The following is an 18,041-nucleotide window of genomic DNA, read 5'->3' as shown; positions in this document are numbered from 1 at the left end:
CATTTAGTGTATGAATCCATGGTCTGAAATCATGCCTGATTGGCAAGGTGGCTCTCACCTTCGGAACGAGTGGCTCTATTATTCGGAGGGGTGGCTCTAATTCTGCGGACTAATGGCTCTATCTTATCAGATTATTCAGTTTTCTCTTGACAGTATGTGTAAATTCAATTTACAGTCCTCGTGTAAACAACATAAAATAATTGAGGATCGTATGCCGGAAAAGTTGTATCAAAAGATGCACAGTTTTGTAAGCGAGCGCTTTGATCTGTCGCATTTGACCGTATTGCTCAAGGACAAGTCATTCAGTCATTTGGTGGAAATTACGGGCAAACCTGGCTCGGGTAAATCCTATTTGATCAATCCGATCATCGATGCTCTGAAGGAAAGTTATCCGGAGATCCGTTTCTTCACGCCGCACCCGATGTATTTCAATCAGTTTCAAGAGCTGCTGCGCCTGCTGACAGACATCGGCGACGACGAATATCAGATGATGGTCGATGAACATCAAGAACACTTTAGCACCGGAAGCAAATATGATTTCTTTTTCTATATTACCGAGCAGTTAAACCAACGGGATTTGCTCAAATCCCGCCTTCTGATCATCGACGATTGCGATGTGCTCGATTCATTCAGCCGGGACTTTCTACAATACCTTGTACACTATGCTGAGGATTCCGCCATCCAGATCATAGTGATCACTCAAAAACGCCTTTTCCCCTTCGCTGAAGTGGAATTCATCCCCTCGCTGAATGTGGACGACATGCAAAAGCTCCTGCAAATCACGTTTCCAGACGCGGATTTGAGCTACATCTCCGAGAGCGAGATCATCCAAAAGATCTCTGACGGCAACCTGCTCATCGTGGAAAAGATCCTGCGAGAGATGTTGACCAACAAACCGAAACAGGGATTTGACCTCAGTCCTTTTCTGGAAAAGACTTTCGACCCTGCTCAGATATTGCATGAAGCCCTGGTTTCGCTCACCCGGTCCCAGCGTGACATGCTCATCTCGATGCTCCTTTTGGACGCGGAATTCAATGACGATCTCTCTAAAGAACTTGGGTTCGCCGAAGGCGGAGAAAAAGACATGTCCCGTCTTCGCGAGCTTGGTTTGGTCGGTTGCTATTCCTCTCCCTGCATCGTGCAAAAAAAAGGCGCTTTGCTTGAGTGGCTGCACAACAACCCAGATGAATTTAGCCCCGCTCTCCAGCAAAAGATCCTCGCCGTCCTCACCCATCGAAAGCTCCATCCCCAGGTTCAGGCAAGGCTTTTGCGCATGAGCGGAAAATATAAGGCGGAACTTTTCCAGTCTCTGATCGACACCTTTGCCAAGATATCGGACAACGACGGTCTTTTGGAACTTTATGACTATGCGATGAAGCACACGCGCAAAGCCGAGGCGAAACTTGAGATCACCAAAAAGACCGGCTTGGCATATTCCGATAAAAACCAGAAGGACAAGGCGATAGACTATTACCGCCAGTGTCTTCACATCTGCACGGAAAATTCCCTGCCCGCCGAAGAGATCATCCATTTGCTGGCGACTGCTCTTTTTGCGGTAAATTCCAGCGCTTTCGCCCTCGAAATAATCAAGAAATATTCCCCCGCAACTATCGATCCCTATTGGAAGGCGAAGATATTGTTGCTCAAAGCCGATATCCTCACCGAATCCGAGAAATTTGATGATGCTTTCGTCGTGCTCGATGCGGTGCTCAAATCCCTTTCCAGCTTGGAGGACAAGGTCAGCCGCTATCTCATCCAGGCGGAGGCGAAAAAAACCAAAGGCAAGATCCACTATTATATCAACGAGTGGGATCAATCCGAAGAAGCTTTCAAGGACTCTGAGACGATGTATAACTTCGCCAAAGACCACAAAGGCTTAGCGGCGATCTTTAACAACCTCGGCGTGCTCTATATGTTTCAAGGCGATTGGGGAAAAAGCGAACAGTATTTTCTCAACAGCCTTGCCTTGGAGAAAGAACACTTCAACCTCAACGGTATCTCCGTGTGCTATAACAACCTCGGCGGTTTGATGGATGACAAAGGCGATCCCCAGCGTTCTCTATTTTATCTCGAGGAAGCTCTCAAGCTGCAAAAGATGCTGAACGAACCCTATAACATAACGAATATCTACAACAACATCGGCGTCACCTGGATGGACCACAGCGAATATGACAAAGCGGAGGATGCCCTTAAGAAGTCCCTGGAAACCGCTATCGAATTCGGATTTTACCGCAATACTGTGGCGTCCCTAAACAATCTCGGTGCACTTTATTTTAAGAAAGGCGACTGGGCGCGCTCCATCGCCATTTATGAACAAGGCATCAGCAAATCCCAGGATAACGACTTTACGGAAGGACTCCTGCGCTCTTTCAACAACCTCGGGGAAGTCTATGAAAAGCAGAATGAGCTCAATCTCGCTTATGACCTTTATTTCAAAGGCATCGAGCTCCTGCCCACCGTTAGTGACGAATATATCAAAGCGGAGCTTTATGGTAACCTCGGCAGTGTCCTCACCAAACTGCACAAATTCAAGGAAGCCTATAGCTACTTGGTGGAAAGCTTCGATTTCTTCAAATCCATAAACGCGCGCGACAAGATCATCGAAGGATGCCAAAAGCAAGCGTATTATTTCATTCTCACCCGCAACTATGAAAGCGCGGACTATTATATCAGCCAGGCTCAAAAACTGGCGGAAGAGCAAAACCGTCTCTTCGAACTGGGCAAAGCACACTATCTGCGCGCTCTTTTGGAAAGAAAAAACCCCGATTCCGCAAAGGTACAGCTCAACGAGGCGATCAAGCTTTTCGTCCAGACCGCGAACAATTATGAGCTCTCGCTGGCAAATTATGAGCTGGCGGAAGTTCTCTTTGACCTCAAGGAATGGGAGCAAGCGCTACAGATCCTCAAAAACAACAAAAAGATCATTCAGAAATACGGTTCGATCAAGCTCCTCGAACAAAATGACATCCTCATGCAAAAGATCAACCGCGAGTACTCAATGGAGATGAAGGATCTCAAATTTGAGGAAAACCTGCTCAACAAGTTCTATGAGATCACCCAAAACCTCAATACGATCAGCGATCTGGACGTCCTCATCGAGCAATCGCTATCCAGCCTGATCGATATCTCCGACGCGGACGGCGGCATTCTCTGTCTTCACACCAGCGGTTCCGTGCCGGATTCTTGGGACTATAAGATCTTTCGCGGATTCTCAACTGAGGATCCCGATTATGACACCTTCATGAATCTCTGCACCAAGACCTATCAGTCAAACAAGCTGGAAAACCTGAAACAGCCAAGTTTCGCGCCGGTTTATAACAACATCATATTGATCCCGCTCTCGATCCGAAAATCCACTCTCGGCGTCGTGTTGCTCTATTGCAAGAGCGGATCACAATACTTTCCCGAACGCATTATCAATCTGCTCAGTGCGCTCTGCAACCAAGTGATCGTCATCATCGAAAACATTCGCTCCACCAATCTGGAAAAGACGCATGCCATCATCCGCGAACAGCTCAACAGCGGAAATCTCTATGCCAATATCATCGGCAAGAGCCCTGAAATGATGAAGATCTTTGATATTATCGAAAAGGTCAAGGACACTCCGACGACCGTCCTCCTCGAAGGACCCAGCGGAACGGGAAAGGAACTCATCGCCAGAGCCTTGCACTATAGCAGCAACCGCAGTCACAAGGCTTTCGTGGCTCAGTATTGCGGAGCTTTGCCGGAAACTCTTTTGGAAAGCGAACTCTTCGGACACGTCAAAGGCTCCTTCACCGGCGCCGCTTATGATAAAAAGGGTCTGTTCGAGATCGCTGATGGCGGCACTTTCTTCCTTGATGAGATTGCCGATATCAGCCAAAGCACCCAGGCAAAACTGCTCCGCTTTCTTCAGGAAGGAGAGATCAAACGCGTCGGTGCCACTAAGACCGAAAAGGTCAACGTCCGCGTCCTCTGTGCTACAAACGTCTCACTCCTGGACAGGGTCAAAAAAGGCGATTTCCGCCTCGATCTCTATTACCGCCTAAACGTTATCCGCATCGAGGTTCCTCCGCTAAAACACAGGCCCGGGGATGTTCCACTGCTTGCTATCCACTTTTTGGACAAATATAACAAACGCGTTGGCAAGACCGCGCTCGGTATCACCGACGAAGCGATGAAGACGCTGGAACAATACGACTGGCCAGGCAATGTCCGCCAGCTTGAAAACGAGCTCGAGCGCGCCGTAACCCTCTGCGAAGAAGGCACTTTCATCAAGAGTTCGGATTTCTCCGACGAGGTGCGACGCTTCATGGAAAACATGCGCATGATCAGTATGCTATCCAGCAAAAGGACGCTCAAAGATGCCATCGAAGAGCTTGAACGCCAAATGATCGCCAAGAGCATGGAAACCTGTGAATGGAACCAAACCCAAGCGGCAAAAGAGCTTGGCCTTTCGCGGCAAGGATTGATCAAGAAACTAAAACGCTATAACCTATATAAAGAAGAAGATTAACAGGCTTAACATGACAACCGGAATAGACCATGTCCCCGTCTTTTGGGAAACTCTCGATTTCGTCGCAATCGACACCGAGACCACGGGTTTGGATTATGAAAAGTGCGAGATTATCGAGCTTGCCGCCATCCGTTTTGAGCATGGAAAAGAGGTGGCACGTTTCGACACGTTCGCCAAGCCCAAGGGCTCAATGCCAAAATTTATCGAATATCTCACCCATATCAATCCTGCAGACCTGAAAACCGCACCCCCCGTCAAAGAAGCTTTGAAGGACTTTCGGGAATTCATCGGAGACTCCGTTTTGGTGGGGCACAACGTGGGTTTTGATCTCGGTTTCATCAATCACTATCTCGTTCGCAGCGGCGAGTTTCCACTCAAAAACAATAGCTGGGACACCTCGGAACTGGCTCGAATCTATTTTCCGTTCACCAACGATCACAAACTATCCTCGATGGTTAGTCTATTTGGTTTGAGGCTGGACAACGCACATCGGGCGGACGCGGATGCGACGGTCACCGGGGAGCTTCTCGTCGCCATCGCTACTCACGCCTCCACGCACTATTCGATGATGACCAATGCCCGTTTGCTCGATCTTTCGCGTCAGGCTCTTTTAACGGACACTTTGACCGGTTTCTTCGCTCGCATGGTGGATCATCAACGCCGCTATGCCCTTGTGGGTCAAAAGCATACGCTGCCTGAAAAGGGACGCGAAAACGTCATCGAGCATACACTCGATAAAGCGGAAAATCTGAGCATCGATTCCATCTTTTCATCCGAAGGTCTCTTTGCCGACAAGTTTCCCAAATTTGAGTTTCGCGCCGGTCAAATGGACATGGCAAACCGGGTCAACGAAGCCTTTGAGCAAGAGAAATTCCTCTGTGTGGAAGCCGGTACAGGAGTCGGCAAGTCCTTTTCATACCTCGTTCCAGCTATCGCGTTCGCCAATGCCAAGAGCGCCAAGGTTGTCGTCTCCACAAACACCAAGAACCTCCAGGAACAGCTTTTCTACAAAGATCTTCCTCAGCTCAGAGAAATGCTTCCCATACCTTTCAAAGCCGCATTGGTAAAGGGGCGGGAAAACTATATCTGTGAACGCCGCTGGGAGGAAATGCTGCTCGAGCAGAGCAAGGGATTGACTCCATACGAAGCCCACGCACTCCTCTATCTGCATATCTGGAAAATGCTTACGCGCTGTGGGGATGTCAGCGAGAATTCTTCTTTCGATCGCACCCGTTTCAGTATCCTGTGGCGCAAGGTCTGTTCAGACCGCTATCTCTGTGCCAACCGCAAGTGTCCCCACTACAAAAACTGCTTTGTGATGAGCCTGCGCAAGCATATCGAAAGCGCCTCCGTCGTTGTGGCGAACCATTCTCTATTGCTTGCGGATCTCAAGGCGGAAAACACCACCCTTGGCGAATACAAATATCTGGTGGTGGACGAAGCGCACAACCTGATGGCGACCGCGGCAAAGAGCCTTGGCTTTGAAATCGGTTATGCTGATATCGTCAATCTGTTCAATAACTTGTCTTCTGCACACAAACGCCGGCAATCCGGTTTTTTGCACCTTCTGGAATTCAATCTCTCCAAGAGTCTGATTCCGGCAAGCGGCAAAGAACACATCTCCGCCATATCCAAAAACCTGGAAACCCATCTGGACGGAATGCGCAAGATTATCCTCGCGCTTTTTAGCGAAGCCGGGCTCAATTGCGAAAAATCCGGCTCTTTCGGCAAACTGCGCATCAAACGGGTGGAGGATTATCGCGCACTCTACCATCAAATCTCAGCGCTTGTCAAAGCCTGGAAAGACTTTCAAAAAGAGCTTAGAGCCCTCTCCAACGTGCTCTCATCCTTTAACGGTAAACAGGTGCCAAATTATGACAACCTGATCGAGACGTCGAGCGCTATTGAAATGCGAGCTGCGGAAATGGAGGGTGGCATCCTCGCCATCGATAGTCCCGCACTGGACTACTACGCACTTTGGATCGAAAATAACCCCAAGCCGGATCGCAACATCCCGTCCGCCTCGATATGCTATGCCCCTATCGAAGTGGGCGACCACCTCAAGCGTATGCTCTATGACAATGTTCCCTGCATCGTTTTCACCTCCGCCACGTTAGCTTTGAGGGGCTCATTCAAGTATTTTTATGCCCAAAGTGGTTTGAATCTGATCGATGACAAACGCATCAGCGAAGCGATCGTTGAATCTCCATTTGATTTCGATACCCAATCCCGATTGATGGTGGCGAGCTTTCTGCCCGAGCACAAGGATAGTTTTTTTATCAATCAGGCGCTGGGTTGCATCGAACAGATACTCACCTCCACCAACGTCGGCACGATGATTCTTTTCACTTCCTACAAAGACCTGAACGCCGTCTATGACCACATCGGAGACACCCTCTACCACAACAACCGTCCATTTTACGCGCAGGGCAAAGCCGGCAGCCGCTCTTCTATATTGGAAGAATTTAAACGCCACGGAAACGCAGTCCTGCTGGGCACGAACTCATTTTGGGAGGGAGTCGATATTCAGGGCGAATCGCTCTCGCTCTTGATTCTATTCAAGATCCCCTTCCAAGTGCCCTCTGAGCCGATCGTGGAAGCCTTCATCGACAAGCTTGAGCGCGAAAACAAAGATTCCTTCATGCATTACATGCTGCCAAACGCACTACTTAAGCTGCGTCAAGGTTTCGGACGCCTGATTCGCAGCCGAAGGGATCGCGGCATCGTGCTCATCATGGATTCGAGAGTTTCAAACAAACGCTATGGCGAATACTTCAAACAAGTGCTCCCCACCGCTTGTGTGGAAACAAAAAACGAGCTTGAATTGATTTCCGGCATCGCCCGATTTTTCAATGCACCCCCAGGAGGCGGACATAGACCATAAAGACTTGACCCGAAAGCACTTTCCCGATCTGATCGAAATGAGACTGATCCGCTTTGACGAGCCCATGTCTCTGCACACATCTTTTGAAATTGGCGGACCAGCTGATGTCTGGTTTACTCCAAATACTCAGGCACAGCTCATCAAGATACTCGTCTTTGCGCTCGAATTCGATGTCCCTTATGCGGTTATCGGAAAGGGTTCGAATCTTCTCGTTAGCGATTGCGGTATCAGAGGCATCGCTATTAGTACGTCTCTTTTAAATAAGATCACCCGGGACGAGATATTTGTGAGCGCTTTTTGTGGGACAGAACTGAAAGCTCTATGCGATTTCACCGCGGAAGAGGGATTGGCGGGGCTGGAATTTGCCTCAGGAATCCCGGGAAGCGTTGGCGGAGCGGTGTTTATGAATGCCGGTGCCTATAACGGAGAGATCAAGGACCTTCTCTATTGCAGCAAATGCCTCTCCCCCACATTGGCATCGCTTACCAGCGCAAATGCCGTCATCCATCTCAAGGCAGAAAAGCACGATTTTTCCTATCGTTATAGCGCTCTGCAGAGGCATGGATATATCCATCTGAGCAGCGTTTTTCGCTTGATGGATGATGATCCCGCGTCTATCAAAGCCCGCATGCAAGACCTGCATGATCAGCGATGGGACAAACAACCGATGGATTTGCCGAGCGGCGGCAGCGTTTTCAAGCGTCCTGATGGTTTTTATACCGGTAAACTCGTGGATGATTGCGGTCTTCGCGGTTTCCAAATAGGTGCTGCGGCTGTGTCAAACAAGCATTGCGGTTTCATCGTCAATCTCGGAGGAGCAAGCGCGGCGGACGTTCTCGCCCTTATCCGTCATGTACAGAACACGGTTTTTAACCGTTTCGGAGTCCGGCTTGAAACCGAGATCCGGATGTTGGGAGAAATGTGAAACCTCGCGCCTCAAGAGTGCTTTTGCCGCTATCCTTTTTCGTTATTTTTGTTTTTATTTGGCAATACCTTAGCGCAAAAGCCATTATCGGCTTTTGGGTTCTTCCCTCCCCGCTTTCGGTACTCAGAGTCTTTTGGGACTCGCACGCTCTGATCTGGATGCACTTGAAGCCGACGCTATATGCTTCTCTTGCAGGACTTTCACTGGCGGTGCTTATGGGTGTGGCGACGGCTGTGCTCATGCATGGCAGCCGCGTCTTTGCCCGCATCGTCTATCCCTATATGGTTATCTCGCAGACTGTACCGATCATAGCGGTAGCGCCACTGATTATTATTTGGTTCGGATATGGCATTTCGGCGAAAATCTTCACGGTCACCCTTGTTTGCTTTTTCCCAGTCGCTCTTGGACTCTTTGACGGATTGAAACAGGTTTCAATCGAACAAATCCGCTTACTCAAATCAATGGGCGCAAATTCATGGAAGATATATCGTTATTTGAAGATACCCGCCTCACTTCCAACTTTTTTTACCGGCTTGAAACTTGCCGCAACTTATAGCGTCATGGGAGCCGTGATCGGCGAATGGCTTGGCGGCAATCGAGGTCTGGGGATCTATATGACCCGCGCCACAAAATCCTTTCAGACGGCACATGTCTTTGCCGTGATTATCGTCATCGTTCTCCTCAGCATGTCCATCTTTGGAGTTGTCGCTTTGCTCGACCGCGTCTTTCTAAAGTGGCACTATCAAAAAGTGGATGAATATGAGGATCTGCGTCAGAACACATAGCAAGACATACGGTTATGATGTGCTCAACCTTATCCTCCCTGACCCCCAGACCATTTTCTGATAAAGGAATAATTGTTAGTTTAATACTGCTGAAATATAAGGAGTCCCAATGAAACACACACTAATATTCTGCATCACTTTCATGTTTGCAACGATGCTTTTCGGCGCCCATGAAGATGAATTCATCATCGGTGCCTACAGTCAATATCAGATGCACCACGCAAATCAGACGGAAAAGGTCTTTGACGACCTGGGACGCTTGCTGCACAATGCCGGATTCAACACTGTGCTCTATTCGATGCGCTATGAGGGAGCCGAAAAGGGACGCCTTGCAAAAACGCTGCAAGCCCTTGATAAACATGGAATCTATTCGATTATCGACGATTGGGCATGGGAAAAAGACAGTTTCATCGGAGCCACGACCATGGCACATGGAAACTATCTGCGCATGGAAGCGGAATATATCTACGACTATGAAAACAAGACTTTCAAAGTGGATAAATTGCCCATCCTTGATTCCGTCAATGATAAATACAACTATGTATTCAAGCATGATACCGGAAAGCGCTCACCCCACGATCCCAAGGGTCTTTCAAACGGCTATGCCTGGATCTGCGATACACGGGACAAGCATCCGGCTGGGATCGCTCTCTCCCACCCGCGTTTTCGCTGGAAACAGGAAAACCGGGAAACTTCACGCACAATTGGACGCGATTTCAAATTTTATCCCACATCCGAAAACAAGCTCTACCTCAGGGTGGCGCTCTCCTGGGACGAAATACAGCAAATGGACAAGGTGGCGACCATCTCGCTGAAAGTATTGAAAGCCAGCGCTATGGACAGCAAGCTCGGGGAATATGGCATCTATGACGATTCGGCATATCTGAGCCTCGAGCTCAAATCCCTAAACCCCGCATTATATACCACAGACATCGTCAACAAAGCCTATCCAGGCTTGCCGACCGATAATGACACCGGTTTCTATATCTTTGATTTCTATGCAGATATGCCTCAACCCGGCAGTGATATCTTCAAACAGACGATGAACGAAGAATATTTCTATCACATCAATCCGCAGGTCTATTGGCATGGCATTGGCAGGCTTGCGATCGACTATATCGAGATCGAGGACGAATTACACAGAGCTCTGACATCCGGCTTGAGGAGCAACAATCCCATATTGAAGCGATTGCAGAGCCGCCTGGATCAGATCGACAAAATCGACGAAAAGGGAAATATTCTCTATTTTTATGCCAAGGACGAACCCTATCAGGGTCAATTCGCCACCTATAAAAAACTGGAACAATTCCTTTCGCAGCGGGGCAAAAAACTCATCACCGCCACTCATCTGGGTTCGGATGGTGTGGTCAAGCCTGCCGGTGAGAAACCCTATTTCCATTTTGGGTTGTTCCTGCAGGAAGCCAAGCCCGCGGTCGTGATGCTCGATGCCTATGCCTTGCAGGAATGGGGTGCCGGAGCAGGAACTTTGATCCGCTGGAACAGTGATCTGAACCACCGTCTGTTCATTCAGAACAAGCTTGAGACCATGGTGATCGGCAATTATCATCTGCTTGCATCTACAATCAAAGGCTCAGACGATTACAAAGATACCAGGCTCTTATTCGTTCCCCAGACCTTCGGCGAAAAGTTCAATCCTCCGGAATCTGGCGAATGGCGCTATTTCATGCCTCCCCGCGGCATGCTCAAAATGTTGCAGCTATTACCTTTATGCTACGGTGCGGATGGCGTGATCGATTATGCCATTACCGCGAACAGGGAAACGGCATTCCCGCATGGCAACAGAACTTATATCCGCGTCAGTCCTTTGTCGCACGAGCCGAATTATCTTGGTCTGGAGGCTCCCGAAGACGAGATATCGATGCAAATCCTCGGCGAAGCCAATGCCAAGCTCCACGTGTATGGACCCCTTATTCGAAAACTCAAATGGCAGTCCGCCAACACAATCCAGATCAGCGGCACGAAGTTTGACATCGATCCGGCAACCTTCAATCTCGCTAATATCCAAGTATTGAGCCAAAACAATAAAGATCCCTACCAGGGCTATGTCCAATGCGGATACTATAAAGACGCGGAAGGGACACCCTCATTCATGCTGGTCAATCGCCGTGCCGTCTATAAAAACGCAGATGCGCCAGCCATCGTTCCCAACGATGTGGACAACTATTTCACGGACGCCTCGCCGCAGATTGTGCGTTTTTCTGTCTCTAAGAAAAGCGCCAAAGGTTTCGCGCTGTATGATCCATATACGAAAAGGCTATATTCTGCCGATAACGGATCCATCGATGTCGAGATCGGTCCCGGAGACGGAATCTTCCTGCAAATGGTTGAAACCCTGCCACATACTTTGCGTAAAGACATGAGGCTGGATTCCGAAAGCCTCGTCAGTGGAGCGGTGACGATCGAAAAAGGAAAAAAGATCGAGTTTTTCCCCATTTCCGAAGTCCGCTTTGCGAAGGGATCAAGCGTCACAATCAGTAACGGCGCGACCCTTATCCTGAACGGAAAGACCAGCTTTGAACCGAGGGTGCGCATCATTCTTTATCCGGGCGCGAAACTCATCCACGATCCTTCAAAGTGTGTCTTCGCTGCGGACACCGTGATCGAAAGCCGCAAAAACCCAAGTTTCTTTGCCCGTCTTTTCGGTGCTAAATAGAGGAAAAGCATTGACAAAAGTAGTGTTTCAAAATCAGTGTGATACAATAAAATAACCTGACTTTATGGAGTAAATTGATGAAGAACATCCTCATCCTTGGAGCCGCAGGGCAAATCGGTTCCGAGCTTGTGCCCTATCTGAGAAATATCTATGGTGATTACAACGTCGTGGCTACGGATCTGCACGCCAATGTCCCCACAAAAATGCTCGAAAGCGGTCCCTTCGAAGTTTTAGACGCGCTCGACGGTAAAAAGATGAACAGCATTGTGGCAAAATACAAGATCGACACCATCTTTAATCTCGTGGCGGTGCTTTCTGCCAAGGGCGAAGGGAACCCGGTCTATTCATGGAAGATCAATATGGACAGCCTCTTCAACGCTCTGGAAATTTCCAGACAGACCAAGGGCGCGGTATTCACTCCTTCCTCCATCGGCGCTTTCGGGCCCTCTACTCCGATGAATCACACTCCTCAGGACACAGTGATGCGTCCCACCACCATCTATGGCATTTCAAAGGTAGCGGCGGAGCTTTTGGGCGATTATTATCACCTCAAATTTGGCGTGGACGCCCGCGGTTTGCGCTATCCGGGTATCATTTCAAACGTAACTCTTCCCGGTGGCGGAACCACCGATTACGCAGTGGAGATTTATTACAAAGCCATCGAAGACGGTGTCTATACCTGCAACCTTTGCGCCGGAACTTTTTTGGACATGATGTATATGCCGGACGCTCTTAGAGCGGCGGTGGAATTGATGGAAGCCGATCCCTCCAAGCTCTTGCACCGCAACTGTTTCAACGTAACTGCAATGAGCTTCGAGCCGGAAATGATCGCTGATTCGATCAAGAAATACATCCCCAAGTTTCGCCTTTCCTATGAAGTCGATGCCATCAAGCAATCGATCGCTAATTCTTGGCCAAATTCCATGGATGACAGCGCCGCCAGAAATGAATGGGGCTGGAAACACGAATACGACCTTGAATCCATGACCAAAGACATGATCGAAAAGCTGACTTTCAAGCTCAATAAAGGTGTCGAGTGCTAAAGATCGGCGTGGTCGGAGTCGGCCATCTTGGACAGCATCATGCCCGCAAGTTTCTCGAGATCGAGGGTTGCGACCTGGTTGGCATCTTTGATCGCGATCCCGACAGAGCGAATGAGATCTCACAAAAGCTCGGAGTGCACGCGTATGAAAGCTACACAGCGCTTTTGGACAAATGCGATGCAGTCGATATCGCCAGCACCACCAGTGCTCACTATGAACTGGCAAAGCTCGCTCTGCAAAAGGGACGCCACGTCTTCATCGAAAAACCGATCACTTCGGAACTTTGGCAGGCTGAGGAACTCGTCGCTCTGGCAAAGGAAATGAACCTAAAGATTCAGGTGGGGCACATCGAAAGATTCAATCCCGTCATCCGCCACGTGGAAGAAGATATCATCGATCCGATGTTCATCGAATCCCACCGGCTTTCCACTTTTCATCACCGCGGCACGGACGTCCCGGTGGTGCTTGACCTGATGATTCACGATATCGACCTGATCCTTGATTTTGTCCATAGTCCGGTCACCGAAATACGAGCCAGCGGAGTGGGCATCATCACGCCTTCCATCGATATCGCCAACGCCCGCATCGAGTTTGCCAACGGCGCCGTCGCCAATGTCACTTCCTCCCGCGTATCGATGAAACAAGAACGCAAAATCCGTTTCTTCCAAAAAAACGCTTATTTCTCGCTGGATTTCCAAGCAAAGCACGTCACCATCATGAAAAAATCCGCCGATATCCTGAAATACCTGCCGCAATTAATGATGGGCAACTCTGAGATCAAACCGGAGCAACTGGTTGACATGCAACACTATGACCTGTCCGAAAATACCAAGGATGCCCTTAGTATGGAGCTGGAATCCTTTGTGGATTGCATCCTTAATGACAAAAACCCCGTCGTGGACGGAACAGCCGGTATGAGAGCTCTGCAAATCGCCCTCCAGATCATGACTTCCATCCAAAATTACAAGGTGCAATAAATGAAACACATTCTCGTAAAGAATATCGCCGGCTACATCGGCGAAGAGGTCACGCTCAAGGGCTGGGTGCGAAACATCCGCCACAGCGGCAAGCTTCTTTTTATCATCATTCGCGATGGTAGCGGCGAAGTGCAAAGCGTTGCCTTCAAACCCGATCTCGGTGATGAGCAATTTGAGCAGGCGCGCAAGCTCACCCTTGAATCCTCGCTCATTCTCACCGGCATCCCGAAGCCGCATCAAAAACTGGAAAACCAGTTTGAACTCGCCATCACTTCAGTAAAAATCGTCCAACTCGCGGATGAATATCCGATTAGTAAGAAGGAACATGGTCCGGATTTTCTGCTCTCAAACCGGCATCTTTGGATCCGCTCGAGCAAGCAGTGGGCGGTCTTGCGCGTTCGCCACACAGTCTATTATGCCATCTGTGATTTTCTCAATCAAAATGATTTTTTCCGTTTCGATTCACCGATTTTGACCCCCAACGCCTGCGAAGGAACGACCACTCTCTTTGAGCTTGAGTATTTCGACGAAGGCATGGCATATCTTTCCCAATCCGGTCAGCTCTATCTCGAAACGGGGATCATGAGCTTGGGACGCGTTTATGATTTTGGTCCAGTCTTCCGCGCCGAAAGATCCAAGACCCGCAAGCACCTCACCGAGTTTTGGATGATGGACGCCGAGGCGGCTTTCGTTGAGCATGACGAAAATATGCAGATCCAGGAAGACCTGATCAGATATGTCATCCGCACCGTATTGGAAAAATGCGACAACGAACTGACTATCCTCGAAAGAGACAAAGACGCTCTCAGAGCCTCGGATGTTCCCTTCAAACGCATTACTCACAGGGACGCGATTGAATACCTCAGAAACAAAGGCAGCGAGATCACTCAAGGCAGCGACCTTGGCGCCGCGGACGAAGTTCTCTTGACCGAAGGCTCACCCGTGCCGGTTTTCATCGAACGCTGGCCCAAGGAGATCAAAGCCTTCTACATGAAACGCGATCCTCTTGATCCCGATATCGTGTTGGGCAGCGATCTCATCGCTCCCGAAGGTTTCGGAGAGATCATCGGTGGTTCTCAACGCGAGGATGACCACGACCTACTTTTATCACGTATGCAGGCGGAAAACATGCCAATCGAACCCTATCAATGGTTCCTCGATCTGCGCAAATACGGTTCGGTGCCCCACAGCGGATTTGGAATCGGTCTGGAACGGCTCGTCACTTGGATGAGCGGTATCCACCACATCCGCGAAACCATCCCCTTCCCAAGGATGATCTATCGAATCTACCCCTAACATGTTTCCGGGCGTTTTCAGCGATTGCCGTGGACGCCCGAAAGACCTTGATTACTATAAATAAAACACATAGAGGTAAGCAATGAACTACTCAAACGAGTTCTCAAGGGTGAGCCAGTCCATGAAATCGTCCATGATCCGGGAGCTGGTGGCGACCACCAAAAACGTGCCGGACATGATCTCATTTGCCGGAGGGTTTCCAGCCCCCGCGACCTTCCCCAAACAGATGTTATCCGAGATCTTTGAAGAAGTGGTCAAGCTCGAAGGTTATGATGTCCTCCAATATGGTGCCAGCGAAGGAGACGCGTTGCTCAAGCAGCAGCTTTTGAAGTGGGAGGGCTATGACAAGCTTAGTCTCGACGAAATGCTCATTACCAACGGCGCCACAAATGCTATCTACTATTATGGCAAGGCTTTGCTCGATCCAGGCGACGTCGTTCTCTGCGAAGCGCCCACTTTCCTTGGCTCGCTTGTCGCTTTTGACGCTTTGGAAGCGGAGCTGCATGGCATCGGCATGGATGAAAGCGGAATCGATATGAACCTGCTTTCAGATCGTGTAAAATCATTGAAAAAAATCGGAAAGCGGATCAAACTCCTCTATACCATCCCCGATTTCCAAAACCCCGGCGGAATAACCATGAGCCTTCCCCGGCGAAGGGAACTGATCGCTTTTTGCATCGAGCACGAGATCCCCATTCTCGAGGACAATCCCTATTCGCGTCTGCGCTATACAGGAAAGCCTTTACCGACGCTGTTTCACCTCGCCCATCATGATTTTCAGCGTTCGGACATCGTCACCGAAGCGGTTTCCTTTTCCAAAATCATCGGTCCCGGCATGCGTGTCGCCTATGTCAAAGGAAGTAAAGAACTTGTGGAGAAAATGGGTTCATGGCAGCAGAAGGTGAACGTGACCCCGGACTGCGTCTCGCAAAGAGTCGTGGCACGTTTTCTGGAGATGGGTTTCATGCCCGGTCATATCAACACGATCTGCCATCACTATCATCCTTATCTGAGAAAGATGCTTGAAGAGCTCCAAATCAATATGCCCGAAAGCGTTTATTGGACAAAGCCGGAAGGCGGAATCTTCGTCTGGCTGGAGCTGCCGGAACACATCAACGCCGACGAACTCTTCATCAAAGCCCGCGACCACAAAGTATCATTTATTCCCGGCAGCAAGTTTTATCCCACTGGACAGGAACGCTTTAACGCGCTCCGGTTGAATTTTACCTATTCCTCGCTCGAGCAGATCGAAATAGGGATCAAACGCCTCGGACAGCTCTTGAAGGACGAATCGGCTTGACAAGGAACGCCATTCGGATTAGATTGTCCCATATAGGTTAAACCTTTAGTAAAAAGGAGTTGAACTAATGAAAGTTATTTTAGCGATCACCGCACTCATCCTGATGTTGACGCCGCTCATGGCACAGATAAACATGCCCAGACCGGGGTTCAGTCCCTATGGTAACAATGGGTCTTCCCTTCTGAACCTAAACCGCCTCTCGATGCGTCATTCGATGGGCTTCGAAGCGGGTACCAGCTCTGCCGGAGACGGATATTATCTCTCCCGCTATACCAATCATCTGAAGTATCAATTCAGTCCAAGGCTGGAGCTTGATCTCGACCTCAATTTCGTCAATTTCGGCACCGCTTCAAACAGTTTCAAGATCAATGACGACAATTCCAACAAGGTCATCCCGGAATTTTCGCTGAGATACAAACCCTCCGACAGCGTCCTCATCCAATTTGAATTCAAGCAAAACACCGGAATCATGCGTCCGCGTTCGTGGATTGACCGCTAATAAAGGCATTGACAAGCTTGAACGCGATCATTATCATCATCTTGGCTGTTCTCGGCGCGTCCTTGGGCAGCTTTTTTAATGTTCTCATCGACCGTCTCCCCCGAAAACAATCGATTATATTGCCCCGCTCGCGCTGTTCATCCTGCCAAAAGACGATCCCTTTTTATTACAATATCCCGATCTTCAGCTATATTATATTGCACGGAAAGTGCCGCTATTGCTCATCTTCCATCCACTGGCATCATCTATTGGTTGAAATCGTCACTCCTATCTTATTCATCGGCTTGCATTTGGTATATGGAATTGATAACTTTCTCTTCTACAAGTACGCTCTGCTTTTCTGTCTGCTGATCCCGATTTTTTTCATCGACGCCCTGCACCACATTATCCCGCATCTGCTTTCGATCCCGATCATCGTCGCCGGCTTGATCTTCGCCCTCTTTAGGAACAGGACGGACATCTTTTTCCTGAACGCGGCGTTCACCTCCGTCACCGTGTTTTGCTTTCTCTTTCTGATCGCCTGGTTCTATCTCAAGGTGCGCAAAACTGAGGGTCTCGGCGGTGGCGACATCTGGCTGCTGACAGGTTTGGGAGCCTATTTCGGTTTTATCAACATCCCTTTCATCATCCTCCTCGCGGCGCTGATGGGCATCGTCTATTTCGTCATCTTCATCCGCAGCAAGGACATGGTCTTCGCTTTTGGCAATTTCATCGCCTTAGCGGCAATCATTTGGACTCTGTTTGGCAATACTATTCTGGATAAATATCTCTGAGACAAACTTCCGAAGGTATTTATAAAAAAGCGGATACACTGCCGCGCAGGAATGTCCATACTTGCAGATAAGCCCGTTGAAGTCTTTTTGATACGGAAGATTAATCTCATCTGAGCGACATTCAAATCCAATAAGGCATTCCATTGGCATTTGATATCGGTTTCCCGAACTTTATGGGTCAAATGGGTGACCTGAACATATTCTGTTACTGCCATGTTTGCATTTGAATAAGACTTTTCAATCGTATATCATAGCCCAAGTTTCGCACGAAATTGGTCAAATTTGCAATTTTGTGCTCGTAAGTCATTGATAAATAGACAGCGCGCTTCCCAAAAACAGCAAAAAATAACCAAAACGGCAACCATAATAAATCTTGACATATATTCGGCT

11 protein-coding genes are annotated in these 18,041 nt (G+C 49.0%); all 11 read left to right on the top strand.

The genetic code is table 11. The features are described from left to right. Positions 1-211 precede the first annotated feature (211 nt). A complete protein-coding gene (locus Q8M98_06635) occupies positions 212-4,495 on the top strand; it encodes a sigma 54-interacting transcriptional regulator (GenBank protein MDP3114437.1) in 4,284 nt (1,427 codons plus the stop codon). A 10-nt stretch (positions 4,496-4,505) separates the two neighbouring features. Next, positions 4,506-7,379, top strand: coding sequence for a helicase C-terminal domain-containing protein (locus Q8M98_06630; protein ID MDP3114436.1), 2,874 nt, complete (start codon positions 4,506-4,508; stop codon positions 7,377-7,379). A gap of 4 nt (positions 7,380-7,383) precedes the next feature. After that, positions 7,384-8,304 carry a UDP-N-acetylmuramate dehydrogenase gene (gene murB, locus Q8M98_06625; protein ID MDP3114435.1) on the top strand — a complete coding sequence of 307 codons (921 nt, stop codon included), beginning with the start codon at positions 7,384-7,386 and terminating at the stop codon, positions 8,302-8,304. A gap of 164 nt (positions 8,305-8,468) precedes the next feature. Next, the gene (locus Q8M98_06620) at positions 8,469-9,089 is read left to right on the top strand and encodes an ABC transporter permease (protein ID MDP3114434.1); all 621 of its coding nucleotides are present in this window, start codon (positions 8,469-8,471) and stop codon (positions 9,087-9,089) included. Positions 9,090-9,198: 109 nt separating this feature from the next. Continuing rightward, positions 9,199-11,763: a hypothetical protein gene (locus Q8M98_06615; GenBank protein MDP3114433.1), complete on the top strand. Its 2,565-nt coding sequence runs from the start codon at positions 9,199-9,201 to the stop codon at positions 11,761-11,763. A 77-nt stretch (positions 11,764-11,840) separates the two neighbouring features. Continuing rightward, a complete protein-coding gene (locus Q8M98_06610; protein ID MDP3114432.1) occupies positions 11,841-12,806 on the top strand; it encodes an NAD-dependent epimerase/dehydratase family protein in 966 nt (321 codons plus the stop codon). Next, positions 12,800-13,783, top strand: coding sequence for a Gfo/Idh/MocA family oxidoreductase (locus tag Q8M98_06605; GenBank protein ID MDP3114431.1), 984 nt, complete (start codon positions 12,800-12,802; stop codon positions 13,781-13,783). Before Q8M98_06610 ends, Q8M98_06605 begins: the two co-directional genes overlap by 7 nt. Further along, on the top strand, positions 13,784-15,079 hold the full coding sequence (gene asnS, locus Q8M98_06600) for an asparagine--tRNA ligase (protein MDP3114430.1): 1,296 nt from the start codon (positions 13,784-13,786) through the stop codon (positions 15,077-15,079). Between the two features lie 82 nt (positions 15,080-15,161). Then, complete coding sequence (locus Q8M98_06595; protein ID MDP3114429.1) at positions 15,162-16,379, top strand: PLP-dependent aminotransferase family protein; 1,218 nt, start codon at positions 15,162-15,164, stop codon at positions 16,377-16,379. Positions 16,380-16,446: 67 nt separating this feature from the next. Then, entirely contained in the window at positions 16,447-16,878 is a 432-nt protein-coding gene (locus Q8M98_06590; protein ID MDP3114428.1) for a hypothetical protein, read from the top strand. Positions 16,879-16,895: 17 nt separating this feature from the next. After that, complete coding sequence (locus tag Q8M98_06585; protein MDP3114427.1) at positions 16,896-17,651, top strand: prepilin peptidase; 756 nt, start codon at positions 16,896-16,898, stop codon at positions 17,649-17,651. The last annotated feature ends 390 nt before the right edge of the window (positions 17,652-18,041 follow it).

It is taken from the genome of Candidatus Cloacimonadaceae bacterium (assembly GCA_030693415.1).
GTDB lineage: Bacteria > Cloacimonadota > Cloacimonadia > Cloacimonadales > Cloacimonadaceae > JAUYAR01.
This window is presented reverse-complemented; position numbering and strand designations above follow the sequence as displayed.